This is a genomic window from Aquirufa sp. (genome assembly GCF_964796385.1).
The window spans coordinates 1-26,669 of sequence record NZ_CBAUBA010000029.1 but is presented as its reverse complement, the minus strand read 5'-3'; the positions used below and the strand labels follow the sequence as shown (position 1 = coordinate 26,669).

The following is a 26,669-nucleotide window of genomic DNA, read 5'->3' as shown; positions in this document are numbered from 1 at the left end:
AATTTAATAAATTGATTAAAATTTAAGGTTTAAGCCAAATGTTGTAACACTTGTCGCAGGCGACACGTTCGCATTAACTTCACCTCCACCTACACCTTGCTCACCGTCAACAAAAGTTTCTGGATCGATACCCTTGTATTTTTGACGATATTGAGCCAAAATTAATGGTTGCTGAATACTAGCAAAAACACGAATACTTTGCATTTTTAACTTCTTAGCCACATTATCAGGCACATTATAACCAATGTTTATGTTACGAATTTTGAAGAAAGAACCTTCAAAATATGTCAATGAGCTACCATACTTTGGAAACTCTTGCGTAACAACCGGCTGAGGAAACTCATTCGTAGGGTTATTTGGTGTCCAGTAATTCAAATTTAAGTTATTATAACGACCTGCTAATTGATTTACGTTATCATGGAAACGACTACGAATCAATTGACCTACACGCGCAAAAACAAAGAATGAAAGATCTATGCCTTTGTAAGAGAAACGGTTGGTTAATCCTGCCGTAAATCCTGGAACTGCCGAACCTAAAATTTGACGATCATCCGCATTAATCTTACCATCACCGTTAAAGTCTTCTACTTTAATTTGACCTACTTTATCTCCGAATGATTTCGCAGCATCTGCTTCATTAGCTTGCCAGATCCCTATCTTCTTGTAGTCGAAGAAAACACTAAGCGGCTGACCAATAAAACGACCTGCACCAATATCATCAACTTTACCATTCGCTAAAGAAACGATTGATTCTCTGTTACGATTAAAAATTAAATCAGACGTCCACTGGAAACCACCACGGTCAACATTCACCGTTGATAAAGTCAATTCTATACCCGTATTTTGCGTTTCTCCAACGTTTGTGATAAACCCACCGAAACCAATTGAAGTAGGTAAAGGCTGAGGTGCCAACAAGTTTGTTGTGTTCGTCACATAATACTCTGCAGAACCCGAGATTTTACCATTTAAGAAACTGAAATCTAGACCCGCATTAGAGGTAGTTGATGTTTCCCAACGCAAGTCTGGATTACCGATTGAGTTTGGACGATATCCAAAAGCAGCCGTGTTATCCCAAGCATACGAAGTACGACCTAACAAAGCTTGCGTTTGATATGGTGTAATCGCTTGGTTACCAATAGCGCCCCAAGAAGCACGTAACTTCAACTGATCGATAGCCGTGATATTTTTGATAAATGGTTCATCAGAAATATTCCATCCCAAAGCAAATGAAGGGAAAATACCGAATTTAGTGTTCGCACCAAAACGAGATGAACCATCCATACGAACCGTAGCCGTAAACAAATACTTCTCTTTGTAGTCATAATTTACACGACCCATATACGAAAGTAAAGTCCACTCAATCAAATCAGTATTAGCACCCGTAATTTGGTTTGCATCACCTAAGCGATGAAAAGCCGCCTTTTCAGCCGGAATACCATTAACAGAAATAGAAGTACGCTCATCACGATCACGCTGAATTGACTGTAAGCCAGTTAGATTCAAATTATGTACATCCTTAAACTTTTTATTATAGGTAACGATATTCTCAAGTGTCCAGTTGAACAAGAATTGCTCATTAATACTACCACTCGCATTTCCTCCACGATTATTATTCGTAAAAGCACCAATAAAACGACCAGCTCTTCCAATAGTCAAATCCGGGCCAAAGTTAACGCGATATTTTAAACCTTCAGTAATATTCCACTCACCAAACAAACTGTTAAATGTACGGTAACGCTTATTTTGGTCCACATTTACTCCAGGAACTAATTCAGCGAAAGGATTTGTGCGAAGACCATCATTCGTTGGTAAGAATACTAAATTACCATTCGCATCATATGGCTCACCTAATGGATTCTCTTGCATACCACCACCTAAGATGTTCAAGTTTTCTCCATTACGAACACTGTTGACAATCAAAGTAGATAAACCAATTTTAACTTTTTTGTTAATTTGATGATCTAAGTTGACACGGAAAGTAGTACGCGAAAAATCTTGCATTTTAACTACACCAATATCTTGGAAAAAGTTTCCTGAAATATTAAATGTTGTTTTTTCACTACCACCTGAAATAGCTACTTGATGACTTTGAATAGCTCCAGCTCGCAATAATCCATCAACATAATCAGTTGACCTACCAGAAGCAATGCTAGCCAACTCACGAGGCTCAAATATTTTTGCATCATCTGCAGCAGTAGCCGCTCCTAATGGATATTGACCAACAGCCCGACGGGACTCACGCTTGTATTCAGCAAATTGAGCGCCGTTCATTACATCAATCTTTCCTAATTCCTGGTTCAAACCATAATACGAATCTACAGAAACGACAGTTGCACCCGCTTTTCCACGCTTCGTAGAAATAAGCACAACACCATTTGCACCTCTTGCGCCATAAATAGCTGTTGCAGATGCATCCTTTAGAACTTCCATGGAAACAATATCATTCGGGTTGATATCATCAATACCACTAGACAAAGGAATACCATCAACAACATATAATGGATCATTTGACGCGTTAAATGAACGTCTACCACGAATACGAATTTGAGGACCCGCACCTGGTTTTGAACCTGGCTGAACTACGTCCACACCCGCAGCTCTACCTTGTAAAGCTTGGCGCGCGTTTGTGATAGGCAATTCTTGGATCTCTTTAGCACCCACTGAAGAAATAGCACCGGTCATCTGACTCTTCTTTTGAGTACCATAACCTACTACGACTACTTCAGTTAAAGCTTTCGTGTCAGTAGTTAACGCAACATTAATCTGGGTTTTGTTACCAACAGTTACATCTTGGCTATTAAATCCAATAGATGAAAAAGTTAAAACGCCAGAACCAGAAACAGTAATCTTGTAATTTCCGTCCGCATCGGAAGAGGTACCTTTGGAGGTACCTTTAACGGCAATACTAACTCCAGGGATACCGGAACCGTCATCAGAAGCTGTTACTCGGCCAGTGACAGTTCGGTCCTGAGCAAGCATTTGAATTCCCATTAGCACAAAAAACATGCTAAAAAGAACCTTTGAAAGTAATTGTTTTCTCATGGTATTAAAAAATTTAGTTTAGGGTTTGCAAAGTAAAGTTGATTTGAATCCATAACGCTTCGCATTCATCATGGGTCAATTTTTTAGGGTTACTTCTATAAAATTTAGTCAAATAATTAACTAAAAATCTATTGTTTAACTTTGCCCGAATCAATAACTTTTCATGTTTTAATGTAGACATAAACAAAATAATTAGAAGATAATTATCCTGTAAAGAAGTACAAACAAATTATTTACTTAAAAAGTTATAAAATTAATGCAATTAATTCTAGGCTAAAGCTTTCATCTGCATTCCATCTTTCATGACCCGTAATGCTCCAAAAATCAAATTATAAACAGATTGAGGGTTAATACGCATGGAATTCGAAATTTGATCCGTATCCATATTATGAAAGAAACGAAGTGAAATAGCTTCTCTCTGACGCTTACTTAACAAATTCATGCAATTAGTTAATTCTTTATTTGCTACGAGTTCCTCCTCATATTTGATCAACAAACTTTCTTGTGACATTTCCTCTTCAATATAATCCTTCATATAGTTAACATGATGATTAAAATGCTTCATACTCGTTTCCATATTCCGGATAATCTTACGCTTGATAGATGCCATTAAGTAGAATTTTACACTGGTTGTAGGCCCCAACGTCGCATGGTTTTTCCATAATTCCACAAACAAATCGTGTAAACAATCTTTAATCAACTCTTTGTCATTCGTTACGCCCAATGAATAGGCATACAAAGGCTGAACAAAATGTTGGTACAACGTAGTAAATGCTTGTTGGTCCCCTAAACGAAACTGATCCCAAACTTGAACCTCATCAATAACTGCCTTCTTAGTTAACATAGTACTAATTTGTATTATTCAATTAAAACATCATAAAAACAAAGTGCTTCGCACGTCTTTGCTTTCTAATATAAGTAACCTAACTATTAAAATTCAAGGAAATTATTTAATTAATTTCCGTAAACGTTTACGGAAACGTTTACATTTTTGAAATTCTAAAAATTCATCTTATTTATTGCTCAAAATAAATGCAACTTTGAAAAATGTAATAAGTTCTGCTTTTTGTATTAAATTAAGTTTTCGAAAAAAAGTCAATGAAAAGTAAATTAAATGTAATGGATGCCTCACTTTTAGTGATGGGCTCAATGATTGGTTCCGGTATATTTTTAGTGAGTTCAGAAGTAGGGCGTCAGCTAGGCTCCCCTATTTGGTGGATTGGTACGTGGGTATTAACAAGTTTTTTAACCATTACTGGAGCCTATGCCTACGGAAAACTATCGTCTAAATTTCCTGCAACAGGCGGCCAATACATTTATTTAAAAGAAGCCTACAATCCTTTAATAGGTTTTCTATTTGGCTGGACTACTTTTTTAGTCATCCAAACGGGAACAATTGCAGCTGTTGCAGTTGCTTTTGCCAAATATGCCGGTTTTATCTTCCCCGAAGTAATTACGGATGATCCTATGGTAGGTGACTACATAACAAGCCAACAAATTTTGGCTGCCTTATTAATCGCTACATTAACGGTAGCTAATCTAAAAGGAATTTCATTTGCCTCCATTATTCAAAATATATTTACGATAACTAAAATTGGCGCCATTATTGCCATCATTTTTATCGGACTTTACGTAGGAATTTCCAACGACTGGATACATTTCTCTAATTTTTTTGAACCAGGAAAAACCTATAGTGAAACCACAAAATCATTTGAAAATGTATCTACACCAGCCCTAATAACACTTTTTGGAGCAGCCATGATAGGTCCATTATTTTCATCTTCAGCTTGGAACAATGTCACTTTTGCAAGTCAGGATTTCGAACATCCTCAAAAAACAATCGCTAAAGGACTCGTGTACGGCTCTGCCTTAGTGTGCCTTTTATATATGTTGACAAATTTAGCCTACCTAGGAATTATGCCCCTATCTGGCGACCCTTCTGGTACAACTACCTATGCGCGCGGAATTATGTTTGCTAGTCAAGATCGATTAGGATCCGCAGCATTGCAAACGGTTCTTGGGGATATTGGCGCATTAATCATGGCCATATTAATCATGATTTCCACATTCGGATGCAACAATGGAATCATACTCGCAGGAGGGCGTTTATTCGAAGCGATGGCGCATGATAAACTATTTTTTGCCCAAGCAGCTAAAACGAATACGAATGGTGCACCGGCATATTCATTATGGATACAAGGAATATGGGCAATTCTATTATGCTTTTCTGGATCTTATGGTAGTCTATTAGACTTCACCGTTTTCGCCATTCTACTATTTTACTTTCTAACGGTCTTGGCTGTATTTAATACCAAAATCATGGGAGAACCAGTCGAATTACGCGATAAAATTTTACTAAGTACCTATTTAATTATCTTAGTTCTAATCGCAGGAAATCTTTTATATATGAAAACGATACCATCTACCATCGGACTATTAATCGTATTGGCTGGTATTCCTTTTTATTATTTTATGCGCAAAAATCAACGTAATTGATTCGCTGAAAACCAATTAGCTAGATCATCAAACCAGCGATTAGGTGTCGTTTTGTTAGTCAATCCAAAGCCGTGACCACCTTTGGCATATTGAATGTAGTCCGCTGCTACACCAAAAGAATTTAACTTTTCAATATAAGCTAACGAATTCCTAACAGGAACCGCTTTGTCATCCGCCGCATGTACAATAAATGCTGGTGGTGTTTTTGAATTTACCTGCTCCTCGTTGGAAAACAGGTGTAAAAGATCTTCAGAAGGGTTATTTCCAACCAAATTTTGACGAGATCCCGCATGTGCATGATCTCTAAATGTCACAACAGGATATAAAAGAATTTGAAAATCAGGACGCAAATTTATTCCATCATTTAGACCCACATAATCTTTATCAAAATGTGTCGCAGCTGTAGATGCCAAATGCCCGCCTGCCGAGAAACCCATAATACCTACCTTAGTAGGATCTACTTTCCACTTTTGGGCTTGTTGGCGAACTAACCGAATCGCTTGTTGGGCATCTTGCAACGGTGCAAACTCTTTATTAACTTGATTGACATCATTTGGTATTCGATAGTATAAAACCAATGCAGAAACTCCAATCTCATTAAACTTTTTTGCAATATCTGTTCCCTCATGCGTAGACGCTAATATGCGATATCCCCCTCCTGGGCATATAACAACAAATGGTGTAGGGTTATTACTTGCATTTGGTGCCAAAAACAAGGTATAAGTAGGTATTGAAACATTAGATACACGCATGATTCCATCCGTTGTTGCACTAGAAACTAAATTAGGAGCTTCCTTATAGTTGGGGATTTTATCGGCATACAAACGTGTATCACCTTGTGCATTAACGCTAAATGAAACTGACATGGCGAAAAGAGTTAAAAATACGTATTTCATAGAATTATGGTTTAGATTTATCTGTAGTTATCAAAACAACTGCCAATAGTATACAAAAACTGGCAAATATTAAAATCGGATGTAGTGGTTCCTGCAAAATAATGTATCCCAAAATCAAGGCTATTAATGGGTTAACATAGGTATATGTCGCCACTAATGTCGCATCACAAGCTTTTGATAAAAATCCAAATAAAGAAAAACCTAACATCGAACCAATTAAAGCTAAATAAAAGAAAACACCGAATGCCTTGATGGGCAACTCAGTAACGGAAAACGTGCTTAAATCTCCATGTAATGTACTGGCTACCAATACTATCAAGCCGCCAGAAATCATTTGAATCGAACAAACTTGGGTAAAATGATAGACATTTGATTGCGTAAACTGGATACGAAAAACACCGTAATTCCACCCTAAAACAGCCACAGATAAAAAACTTATGCCCATAAAGAATTCAGATTCTTTACCAGCTATGGCCAAGGACTTTTGGGACATGAGGAGTAAAATACCTATTAATCCGCCTACGGTTCCTAAGATTTTACGCGCATTGGGTTTTCGACCCGAAATCCAGAAAAAAACAACCAATAACATGGGACCTAGTGCCATGAAAACAGACGAAAAACCAGAAGGAACAATCGATCCAGCTAAAGCCATAAATCCATTTCCTAGAGTAATCAGCAAAAATCCTGCTTGTAAATGTACTTTCCAATGCTGATTAGTCATTTTCTTCCAATGACCTCCCGCTAAAGACCAAGCTAACAATAAAACACCTGCTGTCAGATTACGTGAAAAAGTGATCACCATGGGAGGCAAATACTCCAACAAAATACGGACGCTAAGAAAAGTTGATCCCCATATCAAATACAATAACCCTAAGGATATTACCACTTTTGGACTTAGCGTATAGTTGGGTTGCATATTAATCCGTTAATAAATCAGGTCTTCGTTGCATGGTCCGCTGAACAGCTTGCTCATGTCGCCACGCTTCAATCAACTTATCATTACCTGAACGTAAAATTTCAGGAACATCCATACCTTGAAACGAAGCAGGACGTGTATATACTGGAGGAGCTAATAAACCATCTTGAAAAGAATCAGTAAGTGCCGACATTTCATCGCCGATGGCTCCAGGAATTAAACGGATAATAGCGTCTGCGCAAACAGCAGCAGCAAGTTCACCTCCAGAAAGTACATAATCACCTATGGATATTTCTTTGGTCACATATTTCTCACGCACACGCTCATCGATTCCTTTATAATGCCCACAAATAAATATCATATTGGTACATAGACTCAACTGATTAGCTAATCCTTGTTTAAATACAAGTCCATCAGGCGTAAAAAATATAATCTCGTCATACGTACGGTCAACCAACAAAGAATCAAGACATTTAGTCAGCGGCTCAATCGAGATGACCATACCTGCCCCACCACCAAACGGATAATCATCTACTTGTTTATGTTTCTTTTCTGAAAAGTCATGCAAGTCATGTAAGACTATTTCAACTAAACCTGCAGTAGCCGCACGTTTACAAATTGAATGCTCAAAAAAGCTCGACATTAAATTCGGAACTACAGAAATGATATCAATCCGCATCATAAGATTCATTCAAATATACATCGATTAATCCTTCAGGTAACCGACTATGAACCACTTTAGCCGCTTTATCAACTTGCGGGATTATTTCATCTGTGAGTGGAATTAAGACTTCATGACCTTTATACAGCATAATCACAACGTCCTGAGCACCCGTAGAATATACTTCTTTGACAGTACCCAAGGTTCCTAAAACAGCATCTTCTACCTGGTAATCAATTATTTCATGATAGTAAAATTGATCATCACGCAACGTGGGTAACATTGAAATAGGTAAAAATATTTTCAAACCCACCAGCTCACGCGCTAAATCAACCGTATCGATTCCTTCAAGAAGCATTAAATTCAAATTATCTCGAATTTGTAAATCCACGATAAAATAAGGAACCATTTCATTACCCATTTGGACAAATACAGATTCTAATTCTTCGTATTCATACGGATCGTCTACATCCAAAAATACGTGTACGGTACCTTTCAAACCATGCGGTTTTGAAATAGTTCCCAACTCAAAATATTCTGTTTTTGCCATAGGTACAAAAAAAAATCATACAAACTTGAAAACAAATTTGTATGATTCTTTACAATTTAAAAAATTATTCTGCTGCTGGAGCTTCTTCTGCTGCTTCCTCTGCTGCTGGAGCTTCTTCCGCTGCTGGAGCTTCTTCAGCCGCTGCTTCTGCTGCTGGAGCTTCTTCAGCCGCTGCTTCTGCTTCTGGAGTTTCCTCAACTGCTGCTTCCGCTACTGGAGCTTCTTCAACCGCTACTTCTGCTACTGGAGCTTCTTCAACCGCTGCTTCCGCTACTGGAGCTTCTTCAACCGCTACTTCCGCTACTGGAGCTTCTTCAACCGCTACTTCTGCTACTGGAGCTTCTTCAACCGCTACTTCATCCTCATCAGTTGTATTTATTGCTTCAACAACACTAGCTACTAATGCATCATCAGCAACTTTGTTTTTTGCAGCAATAGTTTCAGCACGCGCATTTGAAACCTTAGTTTCAGCCTCCAAACGAGATGCTTTATTTTTAGCTTTAGATTGAGCAATTTTTGTCGAATTTGCTTCAATTTGTTTCGCTTTCTCAACTTTCCAAGCTTCAAATTTTGCATCTGCTTGCTCTTGTGTTAACGCTCCTTTAATCACACCTACTTGTAAGTGCTTAGCGTATAAAATACCTTTTAAAGAAAGAATCGCACGAACCGTATCTGTTGGTTGTGCACCATTCATTACCCATTGAATCGATTGTTTTTCATTCAATACGATTGTTGCTGGATTTGTGTTAGGATTGTATGTGCCAAGTTTCTCAACGAACTTACCGTCGCGAGGCGCACGCGCATCAGAAACGACCACATCAAACATTGCTAACTTCTTGCGTCCACGACGCGCTAATCTAATTTTAACAGCCATTATACATGGGTTTGTGAGGGATCTCGTCCCTCGGGTTTATAAAAATGTCTGCAAAAATACGATTTTCTGCTTACAATACAAACAAAGAAAATGAGAAAATAAATCGATAAGCCGAATTCTGTAAGTAGGTTTCCCTACCCTCTTATCATTTATCTTGACGTTTTATCACTAAAACGTTCTAGCAATCTACCCACTGACATCGGACGAGCAGCCCTTTTGTCTTACGACAGTCAGCCTATTTGATCTTGCAACGCGTGAGGTTTACCTATGCCTAATTTGTCACCAAATCAGCGGTGGGCTCTTACCCCACCTTTTCACCCTTACCCCGAAAGGCGGTAATTTTCTGTGGCACTTGCTGTAGAATCCTAGAATTCCCCTTCCTGTTAGGAAGCACACTGCTCTATGTTGTTCGGACTTTCCTCTTTAAAAAAGCGATAAGATGATTTATTTTCTCGTCACAAAAGTACACTTATTTACGTAGCGTCCAATCACCTGACAATCTACCCAATACCAGAACTGTATCCTTTGAAAAATGAATTGACTCCAAACGAACGCGAATATTTGCTCCCTGAATACCTTGGAAGTCCGTGGGTAGCCGACTAACCAACTGATCAGTCCGCATCCGCTGACCATGTATTCCATTCGTGATTTTACGTTTTATACTTTTTGAGAATAACGATTTCATCAAACCCAATGAGCCTAATTCCATCGAATTAACTTGAATTCCAATCGAATTGTCCTCTATCAAAATAGGAACAAAATGTATGCGCATCCGTGACGCATTCTGATCTACTACCTCACATTCAAACTCCTGATTTTGAGGGTTAATTTTTAAAGCCACATGAGAGACATCGGTTTTTACTTGGCTCGCCAACATGCCCCGAATTTCATCTAATGTAATATATACACCAAATGCCACCGAATTATCAACAGCGGATAAAGGTTTTATCATAGGTTTTATCGACCGAGCAGCCAAATTTGCCCCTACTTGTAAACGAGTTTGAATCACTAAATCCCCTTGTAAACCATGCTGCGCGAATTGCAAATCATGTAAATCCAAGGCAAGCGAACTCATATTGAGCCCTTTTGGCAGCAAAATTCCCGACCCAAAAATGCTATTCATTTGATCTGGAAGAATCCATTGATTGAGTTGACTTTTTAGTTCCGAAGCTAGTACGGGATATTTAGGAATCAATAATTGATCAACAACACCGCCAACTTGAACAGGAAAACCCAATACCTTAACACTTGGCTTTTCAGTCCATTGATTATTCAATTGCAAATCATCAATTTGGTAGTTTCCAAAAGATCTTCCTTGCAAATGTAGACTGATAGCTGCCATGGATTTGGCAGAAAGTACACCTGCTGAAATCCCCGCTATTTGTGGTTTAGCATCCCATTTCATCGGAAAAACAACTTGCAATTGATTTGCACCGATTAGTCTGTAACGAACCGATTGCTCCAAAGTTCCCGAATAAGAAAAACCTAAGGAGCTTGACTCGTTGGCAGAAATAACTCGTTGACCTACACGCAAAAATCGTCCAAACAAACTATCGTAACTAATAAACGTTTTGACACGAATCGTGGAAAGTGCAGGCTCTGAAAATTGAGTTTCAAACTGTGCAGCTACTCCTTTTGGCTGTGGAATGGTTTTGCATGCCGCAACAAAAAGCACAAGAAATAAGAATAAATACCGCATAAAATCAGAAAAAAAGCCTCAATCTCACGAAGAAATTGAGGCTACAAATAAGTCAACTAATCCTAGGTATACAAACCTCCATTCACATGAATCGTTTGACCCGTTACATAGGTAGATAAATCGGAACCTAAAAATAAACATACATCAGCCACCTCTTTCGCATCCCCTCCACGCTTCAACGGAATTGCCTTCTTCCACTCTTCGATGGCAGCCTCATTCAATTCCTCAGTCATTTCAGTCTCAATAAATCCCGGGGCAATGGCATTGCAACGAATATTGCGTGATCCTAATTCAAGAGCTACTGATTTGGTAAATCCAATTATACCGGCTTTGGAAGCCGCATAATTTGCTTGACCTGCATTTCCTTTTACGCCAACTACCGAAGTCATGTTGATAATGGAACCAGATCTAGCTTTCATCATTGGCTTACTAACTGCTTTCGTTAGATTAAATACCGATTTTAAATTCACTCGAATAACTTCATCCCATTGCTCTTCACTCATACGCATTAATAAACCATCACGCGTGATTCCTGCATTGTTAATCAGAATATCAATTTGACCAAAGTCATTAACAACAGAATCAGCTAATTCCTCTGCGGCGTCGAACATAGAGGCATCTGAACGATATCCTTTAGCTTTAATCCCAAAAGACTCAAGCTCTTTAACAAGCGACTCACCTTTCTCCACGGAAGACAAATACGTAAATGCCACATGTGCACCAGATTGAGCAAATTGGAGTGCAATCGCACGACCAATACCTCTAGATGCCCCTGTAACTAAAACTACTTTGTCTTTTACTAATTGCATGCTACTCATTATTTTTTAATTCGTTTCAATTGTATCACTTCTTCATCTTTAACGTAATCAGCTTCGATAACCTCATCTGCCGCTAATTCCCCTTTTAGAATTTCTTCTGCCAAAGGATCCTCCAGATACTTTTGTATAGCACGATTTAAAGGCCTAGCTCCATATTGAGGATCATAACCCTTGTCAGCGATAAAATCTTTCGCCGCATCTGTTAAGGTAATTGAAAAACCTAAATTTGTTAAACGCGTAAATAATTTAACTAATAATAAATCAATGATTTGATGTAAATCAGCCCGCTCTAATGAATTGAAAATAATAATATCATCTAATCTATTGATAAATTCAGGAGCAAAAGCTTTTTTAAGCGCATTTTGAATGGTTGCTCGCGCAGCTTCATCCATATTATCAACACGCGATTTCGTGGAAAAACCAATACCTGATCCAAAATCTTTTAAATCACGCGCACCTATATTGGATGTCATTATAATAATCGTATTTCTAAAATCCACGCGACGACCAAGGCCATCAGTCAAAATACCATCATCCAAAACCTGTAGCAATAAATTGAAAACATCTGGATGTGCCTTCTCAATTTCATCTAATAGAATAACCGAATAAGGTTTACGGCGAATTTTCTCGGTGAGTTGGCCCCCTTCCTCATAACCCACATATCCCGGAGGCGCTCCTACCAAACGTGAAACACTAAATTTCTCCATGTATTCACTCATGTCTATCCGAACGAGCGAATCTTCTTTATCAAACAAATAGGTAGCTAACACCTTAGCCATTTCTGTTTTCCCAACACCGGTAGGTCCTAGAAAAATAAATGAGCCAATTGGTTTTTGCGGATCTTTCAATCCAACACGTGTCCGTTGGATGGCTTTCACTAATTTCTTTACGGCATCACCTTGACCAATAACATGTTTAGTCAACTCGGCTTCCATTTGAAGTAATTTATGACCCTCTTTAGCAGCTACTCGATTAACTGGGATTCCTGTCATTTGAGCAATAACCTCTGCTATATTCTCTTCATTAACTGTAAATTTTTGTTTCTTAGACTCCTCTTCCCAGCTATTTTTTGCTAGATCCAATTGCTCGATTAACTTTTTCTCACGATCACGCAACTGAGCTGCTTCCTCATATTTTTGAGATTTAACGACCTGATTCTTTTCCTTTTTAACTAAATCAATTTGATCCTCTAACGCCACAATATCAGCTGGAACTTTAATGTTCGCAATGTGAACGCGAGCTCCCACTTCATCCATGACATCAATCGCCTTATCTGGCAAGAAACGATCAGAAATATAACGATCAGACAATTTGACAGCTGAAATAATGGATTCTGGCGTATAAATCACATGGTGATGTTCTTCATACTTATCTTTAATATTATTCAAAATCTCGATGGTCTCATCTATGCTCGTTGCATCTACCATTACTGTCTGAAAACGACGAGCTAACGCTCCATCTTTTTCAATGTACTGACGATATTCATCCAACGTAGTGGCACCAATAACCTGAATGTCACCTCGAGCTAAGGCTGGCTTGAACATATTAGATGCATCCAATGAACCTGATGCTCCACCAGCTCCTACAATGGTATGTAATTCATCAATAAATAAAATGACATCAGTCGATTTTTCTAACTCATTCATGACCGCTTTCATCCGCTCCTCAAATTGACCGCGGTATTTTGTACCAGCAACTAAAGACGCTATGTCAAGCGTAACAACACGCTTACCAAATAAAACACGTGAAACTTTCTTTTGAATAATTCGTAGGGCTAGTCCCTCCGCAATAGCTGTTTTACCTACACCCGGCTCACCAATTAATATGGGGTTATTTTTTTTACGACGAGATAAAATTTGAGCTACACGCTCAATTTCTTTCTCCCGGCCTACGATAGGATCTAATTTGCCATTTTCAGCAATCTTCGTCAAATCACGACCAAAATTGTCTAAAACAGGTGTTTTACTTTTCTCAGTACCCTTAGCTGATGAAGTAGCATTACCGGAAGAACCCGCTGAACCTTGATTACCACCAGAATACAAACGTGAGTCATCTTCATTATCATCCGTATCTGAACTAGCTTTTGGATTATGACTCGGGCTACCATCCGATTGAAACTCAACCATTTCTTTTATCAAATCATAATAAACTTGATATTTTTCTAATATTTGGGTCGCTACATTGTCCTCATCCCGCAAAATAGCCATCAATAAATGATCTGTTTCAACTGTATTAGTTTTAAAATACTTAGCCTCCAAATAGGTCAAACGCAACACTTTCTCCGCTTGTTTAGTCAAAGGAATATTCAACATACTTTGCTTATCGAAAGTTGACCGACTCGTAGAAGCCGTCGAATGTTCAATACTCTGACGTAATTGATCTAAGGAAACACCAGACTTATGCAATAAATCGACACCTTGACCATCCCCATCACGAATCATCCCAAGCATCAAATGCTCTGTGCCGATATAATCATGACCTAATCGCAATGCTTCTTCGCGAGCTAATGCGATTACTTCTTTCACTTTATTCGAAAATTTGGCCTCCATAAATCACTAATTATTTTTGTTCGAAAACACGATAAAGCCGCTATTTGTTCAAACTTTGCATTAAAATATTAAGGGATTCATTCCCATGATTCATTACTAAATCCAAAACCGACAAATTTGGTACAAAACTTTGACCAAAACATTGCCGATAAGGCATTAATCTGTAATAAGGCCGCAATTCCCACGTTTCCTTTGGCTGAATAATATTCCACTTGGAATCAGTTTCAAAGCCCATAAAAACGTCTGTCATGGAATTAGGCAAAGCCTTTCCCAATACTTTAGTTAAAAAATTAAAATAATGGATATTTAAATCTACTAAATATTTTAATTTTTTCGCAAATATCTGTTGAATAAATGGATCGAAGTGTTCATAAAATGGAGCATTTCCATAAGCGGCCTGAATGGCACCTTGGTGACGTCTTATCCAATCTTGTCCATAATCAATCTGTACATCTTTGCTTAATTGCTTCGTACCTGATGTATGTTTGACAGGAATAGTCAACGTTTCTACTCCATTAGCTCCTAAAATTCGGGTTCTATTCCGAAAGGTTTGTTTAGGGAAATTCTCATAAACCTCAAATTGAACCTCTGAAGCGGTATAAATCAAGGCCATATATTCTATTGACGGCAAATAATGAATCTCAATATGCATTCCCAAAAAATTAATCGGATATTTGCAAAACTACAAGTTTACACGCATTAACCCTTAAAAAACAGGCTATGTTTTTTTATAGATTACTTGGTAAGTTACCTCTTTCAGTTCTTTATGGACTCGCTAGTGGCATCCGAATTATTTTCAACTATTTGATTTCTTACCGCAAAAAAGTAATTGAATTAAATTTAAAGAATTCATTTCCTGAAAAAACCGGCGATGAAATACGTTTACTTCGCAACAAATTTTACGGATATCTAACTGACCAATTAGTCGAATTCTTTTACGGTGTACGCATCAGTCCGCAAGAAATGATGCAACGTATGCGTTTTATTAACGAAGAAATCATCACGTCCCACTTAAATAACAATCAACCCGTAGTTCTCGTAGCAGGCCATCAAGGGAATTGGGAATGGGCTATTCATCGGTTAGGACTATCTGGAAATGCGTATGATGTAGTATACCAACGATTAAATAATAAAGATTTCAATGAATTCACCATGGAAGTGCGCAGTCGCTTTAAAGGTGTAACTCTGTTAGAAAAAAGAGAGTCCATTTTGGCTTCACGTGATCGAAAAGATATTCCGAGAGCTATCTGTTTAGCTGCCGACCAAGCACCACAAAAGCCAGAATCAGCGTATTGGACCACCTTTTTAAACCAGGATACTGCCTTTTTTACGGGCATGGAACGATTCGCCAAAGACTATAATTACCCAGTCATTTTTGTTGAACTTATTCGTGCCGGAAGAGGAGAATACACCATGAGTTTTGAATCACTAGCTAGCCCTGAAACCTATGATCAGTTGGAAAAAGGGGAAATAATCGAACGATTTGCCCGCAGATTAGAAAAATCCATCATCGCCCACCCAGATCAATATCTTTGGTCTCACAGACGCTGGAAACATAAAAAGCCAACTGAAATTAACATCAAGTAGTAAACTAGTTAAAATCAGCACAATCCCCTGCTCCTTCCCGAATGATATCAATCAAGTCATCTTGAAGATCAATAACCGTAGATGGGATTAATCCACCAATTCCACCATCCAATATCAAATCTACTTGATTGCCATATTCCTCCACAATTAAACTAGGATCCGTATAATCTTCAATATCAAAACCGTCCGTTGGCAACGAACTTGTCAAAATTGGATGCCTTAATTGACGAACAATTTCTAATATCGGGCCGTAATCAGGAATACGAATACCCACCGTCTTTTTACTCTGAACTAATACCGACGGAACCTTTGAACTTGCCGGCAATACAAATGTGTAGGCTCCAGGCAAATACCTCTTTAAGATTTTAAAAGCAAAATCACTGACTTTGGCAAAATTTGAAATCGCACTTAAATCGGCACAAATGAATGAGAATCTGTTTTTGGTTGGCTTAATCTGCCGAATCTCACAAATTCGATTGACCGCTTGCTGGGATTGAATACTACAACCGATTGCATACATAGTATCGGTCGGATAAATGATTACACCGCCTTTTAGCAAGACTTGAACAACTGAATCAATTAATTCAACCGAATTGTTTTTATCGTAGATACGTTTGATTTCTGCAGACATTCCCATTAATAATTTACAAAGAAGTCGTCCTTAGATTCCACCTCATCTTGCTCCTCCGTCTTCACTTGATCAATACTGGCATTAATTTCAAAGCCAACAATCAAAATAAGTGAGATAAAATATAACCAAACCATTAAGGCAATCAGCGAACCAATCGACCCATAAATTTTATGATACGTAGCAAAATTGACCAAATAATAGGAGAATACATTGGTAATTAAAATCGTCAAAATAGAGGCTGTGATTGAACCAGCATTGAAAAATTTCCACCGCTTATGAATTGCTGGAGCATAATAATAAATGATTGATATCGTAAAAAAGAAGACTGAAAATATAATAAAATACGTCAACACCTTCGTCAGGTAAAATGTGAAATTATACTCTAAAATACCTTCCTTAGCGAGATACTTCACGATGAAGTTACCAATGATAAAGACCACAAAAGATGTGATCAACACAAAGGTTAACAAAAAATTAAGGCCAACTGCCACAGCACGCTCCTTTAGAAAACCTCGATTGGCATTCGTCTTATAGGTCAAATTAAACGAACGAATTAAAGCCATTATACCACTAGTAGAAGCAAACAAGGCAAAAAAGAATCCAAACGAAAGAACTCCTCCCCTTTTTTTATTCACAATCTCCGTAATTAACTCCGTTAAATCAGCTTGCAAATTCTTAGGCACAGTAGCCTTGATAAAGGAAATCATCTTATAATCAAGATGATCAATGGGCATATAGGGCAACAAACTGAATAAAAAGATGATTGTTGGGAAAACAGCCAATGTAAAGTTATACGCAACTGCAGCCGCACGAACGTCAATGTCAAATTGAAAAATCTTTTGATACAAAATAGAAATCACACGAACGAGCACATAATGCTCTTCATACTCACGCCAAATCAACTTAAGTTCTTTGATGAAATTCTTCCTCATAATTCAAAGTAAGGACGCAAGGCATTTAACACAAACTCGGGTGCTTTAATCACCTTTTTGCTAGCCAACGTCATAAAAACAAGGGTCGTATTTCCCTCGTTTATCAACTCTCCTGCCTCATTCTTAATTCGATAACTAAATTTAATACGCGCGGCAGGCAATTCTTCCACTTGACAAATAACGGTTAATTCATCATCATATAAACCAGGGGCATGAAATTTAGTGTAATGCTCAATCACAGGCAAACCGATCCCATTATTCTCTAAATCGCGATAACTTACTCCTAAACTGCGCAAGGTTTCAACCCGCGCAATTTCATATAAACGCGCATAATTCCCGTAATATACGTAGCCCATTTGGTCCGTATCCGCATAACAAACACGGTATTTAATGGCATGTGCATACATATTAATGAATTTTTAAACCATCCAAGGCCGATTGATATTTAGCGGCATTCACCAGATGCTCTTCATAGGTGACTGCAAAATTATGCATACCCGAAAAATCCTCCTTGGCACAAAAATAGAGGTAGCTATGTTTCTCCAAATTCAGAACTTTGTTAATCACATCACGCGGTGGAATGGATATTGGACCCGGAGGCAAACCAATGTTTCGATACGTATTGTAAGGTGAATTAATTACCGTGTACTTACCCGTCACACGCTTAATGGTAAAGTCCTTCCAAGCAAAAACAATCGTTGGGTCAGCTTGAAGCGGCATTCCTGTACGGAATCGATTCCAATAAACGCCAGCAATGCGTGCTTGCTCACTAGTTTCTTTACTTTCACCATAAACAATGGAAGCTAAAATACCTGCTTGAACTGGTGTTAAATTCAGGTTAGCTGCTTGCTTAATGCGATTATCAGTCCAAAAACGATTATTCGCCTGTTGCATCTTTTTCATCAAATCATCAAATGACGATGTCCAAAACACTTCATACGTATCGGGAATAAATAAGCATGGAATCGTTTCTTTGGTATAACCATAGGCGGAAACAATCTCATTGGAATCCAACATGCGATAGATATACGTTGAATCAAATCTCAGTTGGCGACCTAACTTTCCTGCAATATCCTCTTTCAACCTGAAATTATTTATCACGACTTTAATGGCATCTTGCTTCCCGTTACGCATTTTTCGTAGCAACTCGAAATTACCCGTTTCACTTGAAATAAGGTAACGACCCGGACGAACCCGCGAAGCCACACCCATCACTTTGGCTAAAAATCGAAAACTTAATTGGTCCCGTACCATGTCATGATTCTTTAACGTATCCAATACAGTTGTAAAATCAGAACCTGCAGGAATTAAAAGGGCAAAATCTTTTTTACCCGAGACATTAAAATTAGGTGTCTTGAACACTTGCCATACGTAGTATGAAAACATGGCTGAAAACAAGGATAAACCCAAAATGAAAATTTTGATTCGTTTATTAGGCACCATATTAATCTAATTTAAAGTCTAAATTGAAGCGAGAGGCTAAGGCCGACAAATCTGCTACAACGGGTTCTACCAATGGAATACCATCTCGTTTACGCTCAATTTCTAATAATCTTTCTGGATCTCCTGGGATTAATACATGCTTGCCTTTAACAGCTTCTGCATTCCTAAACCGACGAATCCACGTATCCATATCGTGTAAAAAATGTTCCGTAGGACGAAAAGCATCCACACGCATTGCCCCTAAAAAATGTCCCGTTCCTTTGCCCACGGTTTCTCCAGCTTGCATAAATCCGGCCGTGGCAAATGGGGGAACCCAAGGTCCAAAATTTGCTCCTGACAAAACACCCGATAAGATATCAACAATAGCACCTAAACCATATCCTTTATGCGATCCATGCTCTCGATCACCACCTAAAGGAAGCAAAGCACCGCCATTTTTTATCGCAAATGCATCATTGCTTGGATTGCCATCTTTATCTTGAACCCAACCATCAGGTGTATCTAAACCTTTTCGTTGGAGTATCTCTAATTTTCCGTAAGCCACAGCCGTAGATGCAAAGTCGGCCAAAAAAGCAGGCTCTTCCTTCGCAGGAATCGCTACCGCAATTGGATTGGTTCCCAATAATTTTTCTTTTGAAAACGTAGGCGTGACTAAAGGGGCCGAATGCGTCATGGCCCAACCAATCATTTGTTGGGGCACCGCCTTCATCGCATGGTACCCAGCAATCCCAAAATGATTCGAATTTTGAACGGCTACCCAGCCTGTGCCTGCCAAAGCAGCCTTTTCACAAGCTATTTCCATTGCTTTGGGCGCAACAACTAATCCTAAACCACGATCACCGTCTAACAAGGCGGTTGAAGGTGATTCATGAAGAATCTTAATGTTTGGCTTGGTATTTAGTCGGCCATGATCAAACAACCGAACATATCCAGCCAATCGTGCTACCCCATGCGAATCAATTCCACGCGCATCCGCAGAAACGAGAACATCGGCTGCTAATTCAGCATCTTCATCTGAACAACCAATGGAAGTAAAGACGGAAATGACAAATTGTTTTAACTGAAAAAAATCTGCTTGCATGGATAAAATAAACGACAAAGATAAAAATAAGAATTGGGAAAAATTATGCAATTTTGTTCAAAATCATCAACAAATGACAATCATAAATTCAATTTGGTTCTGGATCGTTTGTATCCTGGTAGGAGTTATTATTCGAGATGTATTTATTCAGAAAAAACATACCATCTCACACAATTATCCTCTGGTAGGTCATTTAAGGTATTGGCTAGAGAAAATTGGTCCTGAATTAAGGCAGTACATTGTTGCCAACAACCGTGAAGAACTTCCATTTAATCGCCAAGAAAGGTCCTGGATTTACGCTTCGTCCAAGAAAGAAAATAATTTGCAGGGTTTTGGTTCTGATCAGGATTTTAATTCACCCGGTTACATCTTTATAAAAAATGCGATGATGGGCTACAACGCCCCTGCGGATCATTTATCACGAAAAAATCCTGGCGCAGTACCTGCAAATAAGGTAATCGGCCTTTACCACAAACGAGAAAAACCATACCGTCCTTATTCTATTGTTAATATTTCGGGTATGAGTTTTGGATCATTATCAGCTAAAGCGATTGAATCATTGAATATAGGTGCCAAGATTGCTGGTTGCTTTCACAATACAGGCGAGGGATCGCTTTCCCCTTATCATCAAATGGGGGCTGATATCGTACTTAATATTGGAACGGCCTATTTTGGTGTGCGTGAATTAGACGGTTCATTTTCGATGGATAAACTAATCCAAAAAGTAAAAGAAAATCCACAATTAAAAGCGATTGAACTAAAACTATCACAAGGCGCTAAACCTGGAAAAGGAGGAATGTTACCTGCCGCAAAAGTAAATCAAGAAATCGCAAACATTAGAGGAATTAAGGCGGGAAAAGACGCCTTCTCTCCTGCATTTCACTCAGAATTTAAAAGTATACCTGAATTAGTCAACTTTATCGAACGCATGGCCAAAGCCACCGGTCTGCCCGTTGGCATTAAATCAGCCATCGGAAAGCTTGAACAGTGGGAGGAATTAGCCACCTACATGAAAAAGCACAATCAAGGACCAGATTTCATTACAATCGATGGCGGAGAAGGAGGAACTGGTGCTGCACCACATGCATTTGCAGATCACGTGTCCATGCCATTTACGTTTGCATTTGCGAAAGTGTACCAGATATTCCAACGCCATGAGTTGGCCGATAAAATCTTTTTTATCGCTTCCGGTAAACTTGGTTTTCCAGAAAAGGCCTTAATGGCTTTTGCTATGGGAGCAGATTCGGTTAACATAGCTAGAGAGGCCATGTTGTCTATTGGCTGTATTCAAGCACAAAAATGTCATACAAATACGTGTCCAACAGGTATTGCGACTTCCAGCAAGTGGTTGCAGAGCGGCATAGACATAACCATAAAAAGTGAACGCTTCAATCAATACCACCATACTTTGGTTAAGGAAATTGCGGATATTGCCCATGCTTGCGGATATGAGCACCCTTGCCAAATGACGATGGATGATATCGAATTATCTATGGGAGATAATAATCGAACAACAACATTAGCGAAAGCACTCGGATACCATAAAACGCCGCTTGTATTTGAAAATTTCAATACACTATTTGAATGTCCCTATTTAGGCGGCAAAGAAGCACGAAATCGTTTAAGTCCCTAGGCTGATTGATTGGATATAAACGATTATCTTTGCACCCATGTTATCAATATCCAATCTAAGTTTCTATTTCGGTAGTCGGGCACTTTATGATGGTGCAAATCTTCACATTAAACCAAGAGCTAAAATCGGCTTAATTGGAGCTAATGGTACAGGTAAATCCACACTTTTACGGTTAATTTCTGGTGAATACACGCCAGATGGCGGAAATATTTCCAAATCAGGGGAGTGTACTATTGGTTTTTTAAATCAAGATTTATTATCCTATCAAACGGACGATAGCATATTAGAGGTTGCGATGCAGGCTTTTGAGCGCCAATTGGAACTTCAGAAGCTAATTGACAAAGTACTTCATAAGATGGAAACAAATTATGAAGACAAGGATGTAGACCAGCTCGCTAAACTTCAAGAAGAATTCGAACGTTTAGATGGATACACGATCCAATCCAAAACAGAGGAGATATTGGAAGGTCTTGGTTTCACAACCGCAGATCTGAGTCAGCCTTTGCGTTTATTCTCCGGAGGATGGCGCATGCGTGTGATGTTGGCCAAATTATTATTGCAAAAACCATCCTTGTTATTACTCGATGAACCTACCAACCACTTGGACTTGCCGTCCATCGAATGGGTAGAAAAATACATACATGATTATGAAGGCTCAATTGTAGTCGTTTCACACGATCGCTATTTCCTGGATCGTACAATTGATCACATTGCGGAAGTTTCAGGTGCCAAAATCACGTTATATCCAGGTAATTATTCGTTTTACACGGAAGAAAAAACGCTTAGAAATGAGGTTCAAAAGGGAGCATTTGAAAACCAACAAGCTCAAATTCGACAAACTGAACGGTTTATAGAAAGATTTAAAGCAAAAGCATCCAAGGCTAAGCAAGTGCAATCACGCGTCAAGGCACTCGATCGTATTGATATTATTGATGATGTAATTGATGAAAAAGCAAAAGTGAATTTTAAATTCAATTTTGGCACACAACCAGGTCGTTTTATTTTGTTCTTAGAACATGTTACCAAAGCATATGGTGATAAAGTCATTCTGAAAAATACATCTGCGACTATTAATCGTGGTGACAAAATCGCTTTAATTGGTGCCAACGGTAAAGGTAAGTCTACCCTATTACGTGTTATTTCTGGTACGGAAAAAATAGAAGGTGAGAGACGTATTGGGCACAACGTAATTGAGTCGTTTTTTGCGCAGCACCAATTAGAAAGTTTATCAGTTGAAAATACCTTATTAGAAGAATTAAAATCAACAGGAACCACCAAAACTGAAATGGAGTTGCGGAGTGTTTTGGGCTGTTTCTTATTTTCAGGAGAAGAAGTATTCAAGAAGATTAAAGTACTTTCAGGTGGAGAAAAATCACGTGTGGCGCTTGCCAAAGTATTGATCTCGGAGGCAAACTTTTTATTACTCGATGAACCTACCAACCACTTGGACATGCAATCGGTTAATATTTTGATTCAAGCCTTGCAACAATATGAGGGAACCTATGTTGTCGTATCGCACGACCGTTATTTTGTTTCCAATATTGCCAACAAGATCTGGTACATTGAAGATAATGAAGTGAAGGAATATCCAGGTTCATTTGACGAATATGAAACATGGATGTCGACGCGCACCAGCGAACAAGCACCCGTTGCAAAAAGCAAAGAAAAACCTAAGCCAGAACTAGCTCCTGTTGAGGTTACACCTAAATCTAAATCCACAGAAAAGGAAATTGAGAAATTAGAAACTCAAATCATGACCTTGGAGAATGAATTAGAAACAATTGAACACGACATGGCCGCATTAGCTCAAGCATCCAAATTTGACGATTTGAAAAATTTGGAGTTAAAGCGAAATGAAGTGCAGTTAAAATTAGACGAAACAACTACTGCTTGGGAATTGCTTATCGGATAAAATGAAACGCATTGGAATCATTTTCAGTATCTTATTTTTGTCTATACCAGTGTCCATAGCACAAATTAAAAGCACCATCCACCGCGAAAATATCAAAACTGTATTTGTTGGCAATGTAGATCCACAGCAATATATTCAAAGCCAACCGGTCATTGATTTACGCCAACAAGACGCTTGGTTTCTATCCTTTGATGATTTGTCGTTAAAAACGAATACGTACTATTTGCGAATTATTTCATGCCAGTCCGATTGGACGCCTTCTTCTCTATCGGAAATTGAGTATTTACAAGATTTTAATGACATCCCATTGCGAGACGCTAAATCATCTATGGGCACGAAAGTTCCGTATTTGAATTATCACATTGCGTTACCCAAAGTACGTATTTCTGGAAATTACATCGCCCAGGTTTATGCCAACCGAAATAAACGAGATACCGTATTGACGCAACGTTTTTCCATTGTAGAAAATGAGATTCAAGTAGCTGCCTCCGTACAATTTGGCCAGACAAATGCAAGCCGGGCAACTAGCCAGGTCCTTCAATTATACCTCAAGTATTCAGATGGTTTAATGATTCAGTCTGAAGATGACTTACGTGTCTTTGTTCGTAAAAATAATGAACCAAATTTCATTTTAAAAAATCTACCCAAACCTGTGATTAACAGCATGGATCGTAGCATTCGTTTCCCGAGTTTTAATCAAGAAAATAGTGTCCTCGCGGGAAATGAATTTCGATTAATTGATTTACGCAGTGTGCAACAAAAATTGAATTTTGTTTCTAGCATTGATGAAAAGGAAACGGAAACGATCGTGAAAACACAAGTGGAAGTTCCACAAGGATTATATACCTACACAGAACGAAGGGATTTAAATGGCCATTACATTATCAGCAATTATGAAAACGTCCATGACACGCGCTACGCAGATTATGTCATTTGCCAGTTTAACTTAAAAGCGACTAATCAAGCGCCCGAAGACGTCTATGTAACAGGCGGCTTTAATAATTATCAAAAAAATGCGACAAACAAAATGACCTACAATCCTACATCAGGTATGTATCAGGCTAATTTAGTACTCAAGCAAGGAATATATAACTACCGTTTTGAAACAAAAAACCCTTCCGATTACTTGGAAGGGAATTATGCTCAAACTGAAAACCAATATGACATTTTGGTTTATTTCAGAAAACCAGGTACACGAATCGACGCGTTAATTGGCTTTCAGCGCATCAACTCAATTCGTTAAACGTTGAATCTAAAATGCATGATATCTCCATCGTGCACAACGTAATCTTTACCTTCCACACTCAACTTGCCTGCTTCTTTACAAGCAGCCTCACTTTTATATGTTTGATAATCGGCCATTTTAATCACCTCAGCGCGTATAAATCCGCGCTCAAAATCAGTATGAATAACACCAGCAGCTTGAGGTGCCTTCCAACCTTTTTGTATCGTCCAAGCACGAACTTCTTGTACACCAGCCGTGAAATAGGTAATGAGATTCAATAAGGCATATGAACTACGGATCAACTTACTTAAACCTGACTCTGTTAACCCATATTCATTTAAAAACATAACACGTTCTTCTTCCTCTTCCATTTCAGCTATTTGAGCTTCCAAGGCCGCACAAATAACGATTACTTCAGCTCCTTCAGCCTGAACATTGGCACGCAATGCTTCCACGTGTTCATTTCCACCTTTGGCTACTGAATCTTCATCCACATTCGCTACATAAATCACAGGCTTGTCAGTCAATAAACACAACTCTCCTATGGCTGTTTCACGTAATTCAGCATCCATCTCAACCGTTCTTGCCGAACGCCCCGCTTCTAAAGCCGATTTAAATTGTTGGACCGCAGCAAGCTCTTGCTTCGCTTTCGCATCACCATTCTTAGCCGCACGTTCAATTTTTTGTATTTTTTTGTCAACGGATTCTAAATCCTTTAACTGTAATTCCATGTCGATGATTTCTTTATCAGAAATCGGATTAACACGCCCCTCTACGTGGATAATATTTTCATCTTCAAAACAACGAACCACATGAATGATGGCATCTACCTCACGGATATTGGCTAAAAACTTATTACCAAGACCTGCACCAGTTGATGCCCCTTTCACCAAACCGGCGATATCTGTAAATTCAATAACAGTTGGCAAAATCCGATTAGGCTTTACAAATTCAGCTAAGATATTTAAACGCTCATCAGGAACAGTAACAATCCCCACATTCGGCTCAATCGTACAAAAAGGATAATTCGCTGCCTCAGCTTTATTAGACGAAATAGCACTAAACAACGTAGATTTGCCTACATTAGGTAAACCAACAATACCACAAGTTAATCCCATAATTACATTAAAAAATGAAGCCATAAAAGTACGGCTAAAAATCAAAAAGCCCCTGATTACTCAGAGGCTTTTTTCGTATTTATTGAAAAATCTTATTCCCACTTAAGATCTGTACTACCAAATTCATCTTCTTCACGCTTAAAGGAATTAAAATCAACATCAGGCATAAGCTCAGTTTTAACGTGGCTAACAGTTTCATTCAAACCTTCAACAAACTTGTCAAAATCTTCTTTGTATAAAAACATCTTGTGCTTTTCGTATACAAATCCATCTTCCTTCTGATGCCGTCGACTTTCTGTTATTGTAATGTAATAATCCAACGAGCGTGTTGACTTAACATCAAAAAAATAGGTTCTTTTACCAGCTCGGATACGTTTTGAAAATAATTCTTCTCTATCTCTTTCTTCCACTTTAAACTAAAATTTTGGTTTCACAATTCGTAAATCTACTATATAATCTGATTCACTCAAATATTTATGAAAAAATTTATCATTGCTAAAGTCGTATAAATCAGCGTTCTACGTACAAAGTTTTTAATTGCGATAATAAAATCTAAACTTTAACCTCTATTCACAAAGTCCATTGAGTAAAATATATTTGGTTTTA

The 26,669-nt window shown here is 38.4% G+C and carries 23 protein-coding genes and 1 other RNA gene; 5 read left to right on the top strand and 19 right to left on the bottom strand.

Going from position 1 to position 26,669, the window contains the following annotated elements; translation table 11 throughout:
- Nucleotides 1–15: 15 nt before the first annotated feature.
- Both AC1W6K_RS09190 and AC1W6K_RS09185 read right to left on the bottom strand, forming a co-directional pair.
- Nucleotides 16–3,042, bottom strand: a complete 3,027-nt coding sequence (locus AC1W6K_RS09190; RefSeq protein ID WP_481947257.1) for a SusC/RagA family TonB-linked outer membrane protein — start codon at nt 3,040–3,042, stop codon at nt 16–18.
- A gap of 268 nt (nt 3,043–3,310) precedes the next feature.
- Nucleotides 3,311–3,886 carry an RNA polymerase sigma factor gene (locus AC1W6K_RS09185; RefSeq protein ID WP_481721854.1) on the bottom strand — a complete coding sequence of 192 codons (576 nt, stop codon included), beginning with the start codon at nt 3,884–3,886 and terminating at the stop codon, nt 3,311–3,313.
- Nucleotides 3,887–4,140: 254 nt separating this feature from the next.
- Between AC1W6K_RS09185 and AC1W6K_RS09180 the strand changes: the two genes are divergently transcribed.
- A complete protein-coding gene (locus AC1W6K_RS09180) occupies nt 4,141–5,538 on the top strand; it encodes an APC family permease (protein WP_481947256.1) in 1,398 nt (465 codons plus the stop codon).
- Here the strand turns inward: AC1W6K_RS09180 and AC1W6K_RS09175 are convergent.
- The 10 genes from AC1W6K_RS09175 to AC1W6K_RS09130 form a co-directional block, all read right to left on the bottom strand.
- On the bottom strand, nt 5,526–6,434 hold the full coding sequence (locus AC1W6K_RS09175) for an alpha/beta hydrolase (protein WP_481721857.1): 909 nt from the start codon (nt 6,432–6,434) through the stop codon (nt 5,526–5,528). The genes AC1W6K_RS09180 and AC1W6K_RS09175 overlap by 13 nt on opposite strands.
- Before the next feature lie 4 nt (nt 6,435–6,438).
- A complete protein-coding gene (locus AC1W6K_RS09170; protein ID WP_481947255.1) occupies nt 6,439–7,350 on the bottom strand; it encodes an EamA family transporter in 912 nt (303 codons plus the stop codon).
- A gap of 1 nt (nt 7,351) precedes the next feature.
- Nucleotides 7,352–8,029: a tRNA (guanosine(37)-N1)-methyltransferase TrmD gene (gene trmD, locus AC1W6K_RS09165; protein ID WP_481947265.1), complete on the bottom strand. Its 678-nt coding sequence runs from the start codon at nt 8,027–8,029 to the stop codon at nt 7,352–7,354.
- On the bottom strand, nt 8,019–8,561 hold the full coding sequence (gene rimM / locus AC1W6K_RS09160) for a ribosome maturation factor RimM (RefSeq protein WP_395785417.1): 543 nt from the start codon (nt 8,559–8,561) through the stop codon (nt 8,019–8,021). The genes trmD and rimM overlap by 11 nt, the downstream gene beginning before the upstream one ends.
- A gap of 64 nt (nt 8,562–8,625) precedes the next feature.
- Nucleotides 8,626–9,435, bottom strand: coding sequence for a 30S ribosomal protein S16 (locus AC1W6K_RS09155; RefSeq protein ID WP_481947254.1), 810 nt, complete (start codon nt 9,433–9,435; stop codon nt 8,626–8,628).
- A 91-nt stretch (nt 9,436–9,526) separates the two neighbouring features.
- Nucleotides 9,527–9,886: RNase P RNA component class A (rnpB, locus tag AC1W6K_RS09150), an RNA gene on the bottom strand.
- 18 nt (nt 9,887–9,904) lie between these two features.
- On the bottom strand, nt 9,905–11,134 hold the full coding sequence (locus AC1W6K_RS09145; protein ID WP_481947253.1) for a hypothetical protein: 1,230 nt from the start codon (nt 11,132–11,134) through the stop codon (nt 9,905–9,907).
- A 62-nt stretch (nt 11,135–11,196) separates the two neighbouring features.
- Nucleotides 11,197–11,943: a 3-oxoacyl-[acyl-carrier-protein] reductase gene (fabG, locus tag AC1W6K_RS09140; RefSeq protein WP_481721867.1), complete on the bottom strand. Its 747-nt coding sequence runs from the start codon at nt 11,941–11,943 to the stop codon at nt 11,197–11,199.
- A gap of 8 nt (nt 11,944–11,951) precedes the next feature.
- Complete coding sequence (locus tag AC1W6K_RS09135) at nt 11,952–14,501, bottom strand: ATP-dependent Clp protease ATP-binding subunit (RefSeq protein WP_481721869.1); 2,550 nt, start codon at nt 14,499–14,501, stop codon at nt 11,952–11,954.
- A gap of 40 nt (nt 14,502–14,541) precedes the next feature.
- The gene (locus tag AC1W6K_RS09130; RefSeq protein WP_481947252.1) at nt 14,542–15,153 is read right to left on the bottom strand and encodes a WbqC family protein; all 612 of its coding nucleotides are present in this window, start codon (nt 15,151–15,153) and stop codon (nt 14,542–14,544) included.
- Between the two features lie 68 nt (nt 15,154–15,221).
- On the opposite strand from AC1W6K_RS09130, the gene AC1W6K_RS09125 reads away from it, so the two are divergent.
- Nucleotides 15,222–16,088 carry a lysophospholipid acyltransferase family protein gene (locus AC1W6K_RS09125; protein WP_481947251.1) on the top strand — a complete coding sequence of 289 codons (867 nt, stop codon included), beginning with the start codon at nt 15,222–15,224 and terminating at the stop codon, nt 16,086–16,088.
- 4 nt (nt 16,089–16,092) lie between these two features.
- Here the strand turns inward: AC1W6K_RS09125 and AC1W6K_RS09120 are convergent, their stop codons facing one another.
- The 5 genes from AC1W6K_RS09120 to AC1W6K_RS09100 are packed head-to-tail and all read right to left on the bottom strand — an operon-like array spanning nt 16,093 to nt 20,175.
- Entirely contained in the window at nt 16,093–16,719 is a 627-nt protein-coding gene (locus tag AC1W6K_RS09120) for an L-threonylcarbamoyladenylate synthase (RefSeq protein ID WP_481947250.1), read from the bottom strand.
- 5 nt (nt 16,720–16,724) lie between these two features.
- Entirely contained in the window at nt 16,725–17,651 is a 927-nt protein-coding gene (locus AC1W6K_RS09115; RefSeq protein ID WP_481947249.1) for a YihY/virulence factor BrkB family protein, read from the bottom strand.
- Complete coding sequence (locus tag AC1W6K_RS09110; RefSeq protein ID WP_395785408.1) at nt 17,648–18,058, bottom strand: acyl-CoA thioesterase; 411 nt, start codon at nt 18,056–18,058, stop codon at nt 17,648–17,650. Before AC1W6K_RS09110 ends, AC1W6K_RS09115 begins: the two co-directional genes overlap by 4 nt.
- A 1-nt stretch (nt 18,059) precedes the next feature.
- On the bottom strand, nt 18,060–19,094 hold the full coding sequence (gene mltG / locus AC1W6K_RS09105; protein ID WP_481947248.1) for an endolytic transglycosylase MltG: 1,035 nt from the start codon (nt 19,092–19,094) through the stop codon (nt 18,060–18,062).
- 1 nt (nt 19,095) lies between these two features.
- Nucleotides 19,096–20,175 (bottom strand): Ldh family oxidoreductase, encoded by a 1,080-nt coding sequence (locus tag AC1W6K_RS09100; protein ID WP_481947247.1) that lies wholly within the window; start codon nt 20,173–20,175, stop codon nt 19,096–19,098.
- Here AC1W6K_RS09100 and AC1W6K_RS09095 point away from each other — a divergent pair.
- The 3 genes from AC1W6K_RS09095 to AC1W6K_RS09085 are packed head-to-tail and all read left to right on the top strand — an operon-like array spanning nt 20,174 to nt 24,963.
- The gene (locus AC1W6K_RS09095) at nt 20,174–21,808 is read left to right on the top strand and encodes an FMN-binding glutamate synthase family protein (RefSeq protein ID WP_481947246.1); all 1,635 of its coding nucleotides are present in this window, start codon (nt 20,174–20,176) and stop codon (nt 21,806–21,808) included. The genes AC1W6K_RS09100 and AC1W6K_RS09095 overlap by 2 nt on opposite strands.
- Before the next feature lie 37 nt (nt 21,809–21,845).
- A complete protein-coding gene (locus tag AC1W6K_RS09090; protein WP_481721416.1) occupies nt 21,846–23,720 on the top strand; it encodes an ABC-F family ATP-binding cassette domain-containing protein in 1,875 nt (624 codons plus the stop codon).
- Nucleotide 23,721: 1 nt separating this feature from the next.
- Nucleotides 23,722–24,963 carry a type IX secretion system plug protein gene (locus tag AC1W6K_RS09085; RefSeq protein WP_481947245.1) on the top strand — a complete coding sequence of 414 codons (1,242 nt, stop codon included), beginning with the start codon at nt 23,722–23,724 and terminating at the stop codon, nt 24,961–24,963.
- Here the strand turns inward: AC1W6K_RS09085 and ychF are convergent.
- Both ychF and AC1W6K_RS09075 read right to left on the bottom strand, forming a co-directional pair.
- On the bottom strand, nt 24,960–26,063 hold the full coding sequence (gene ychF / locus AC1W6K_RS09080) for a redox-regulated ATPase YchF (RefSeq protein ID WP_481721448.1): 1,104 nt from the start codon (nt 26,061–26,063) through the stop codon (nt 24,960–24,962). The genes AC1W6K_RS09085 and ychF overlap by 4 nt on opposite strands.
- A 92-nt stretch (nt 26,064–26,155) precedes the next feature.
- Entirely contained in the window at nt 26,156–26,473 is a 318-nt protein-coding gene (locus AC1W6K_RS09075; RefSeq protein ID WP_481947244.1) for a DUF3276 family protein, read from the bottom strand.
- Nucleotides 26,474–26,669 lie beyond the last annotated feature (196 nt).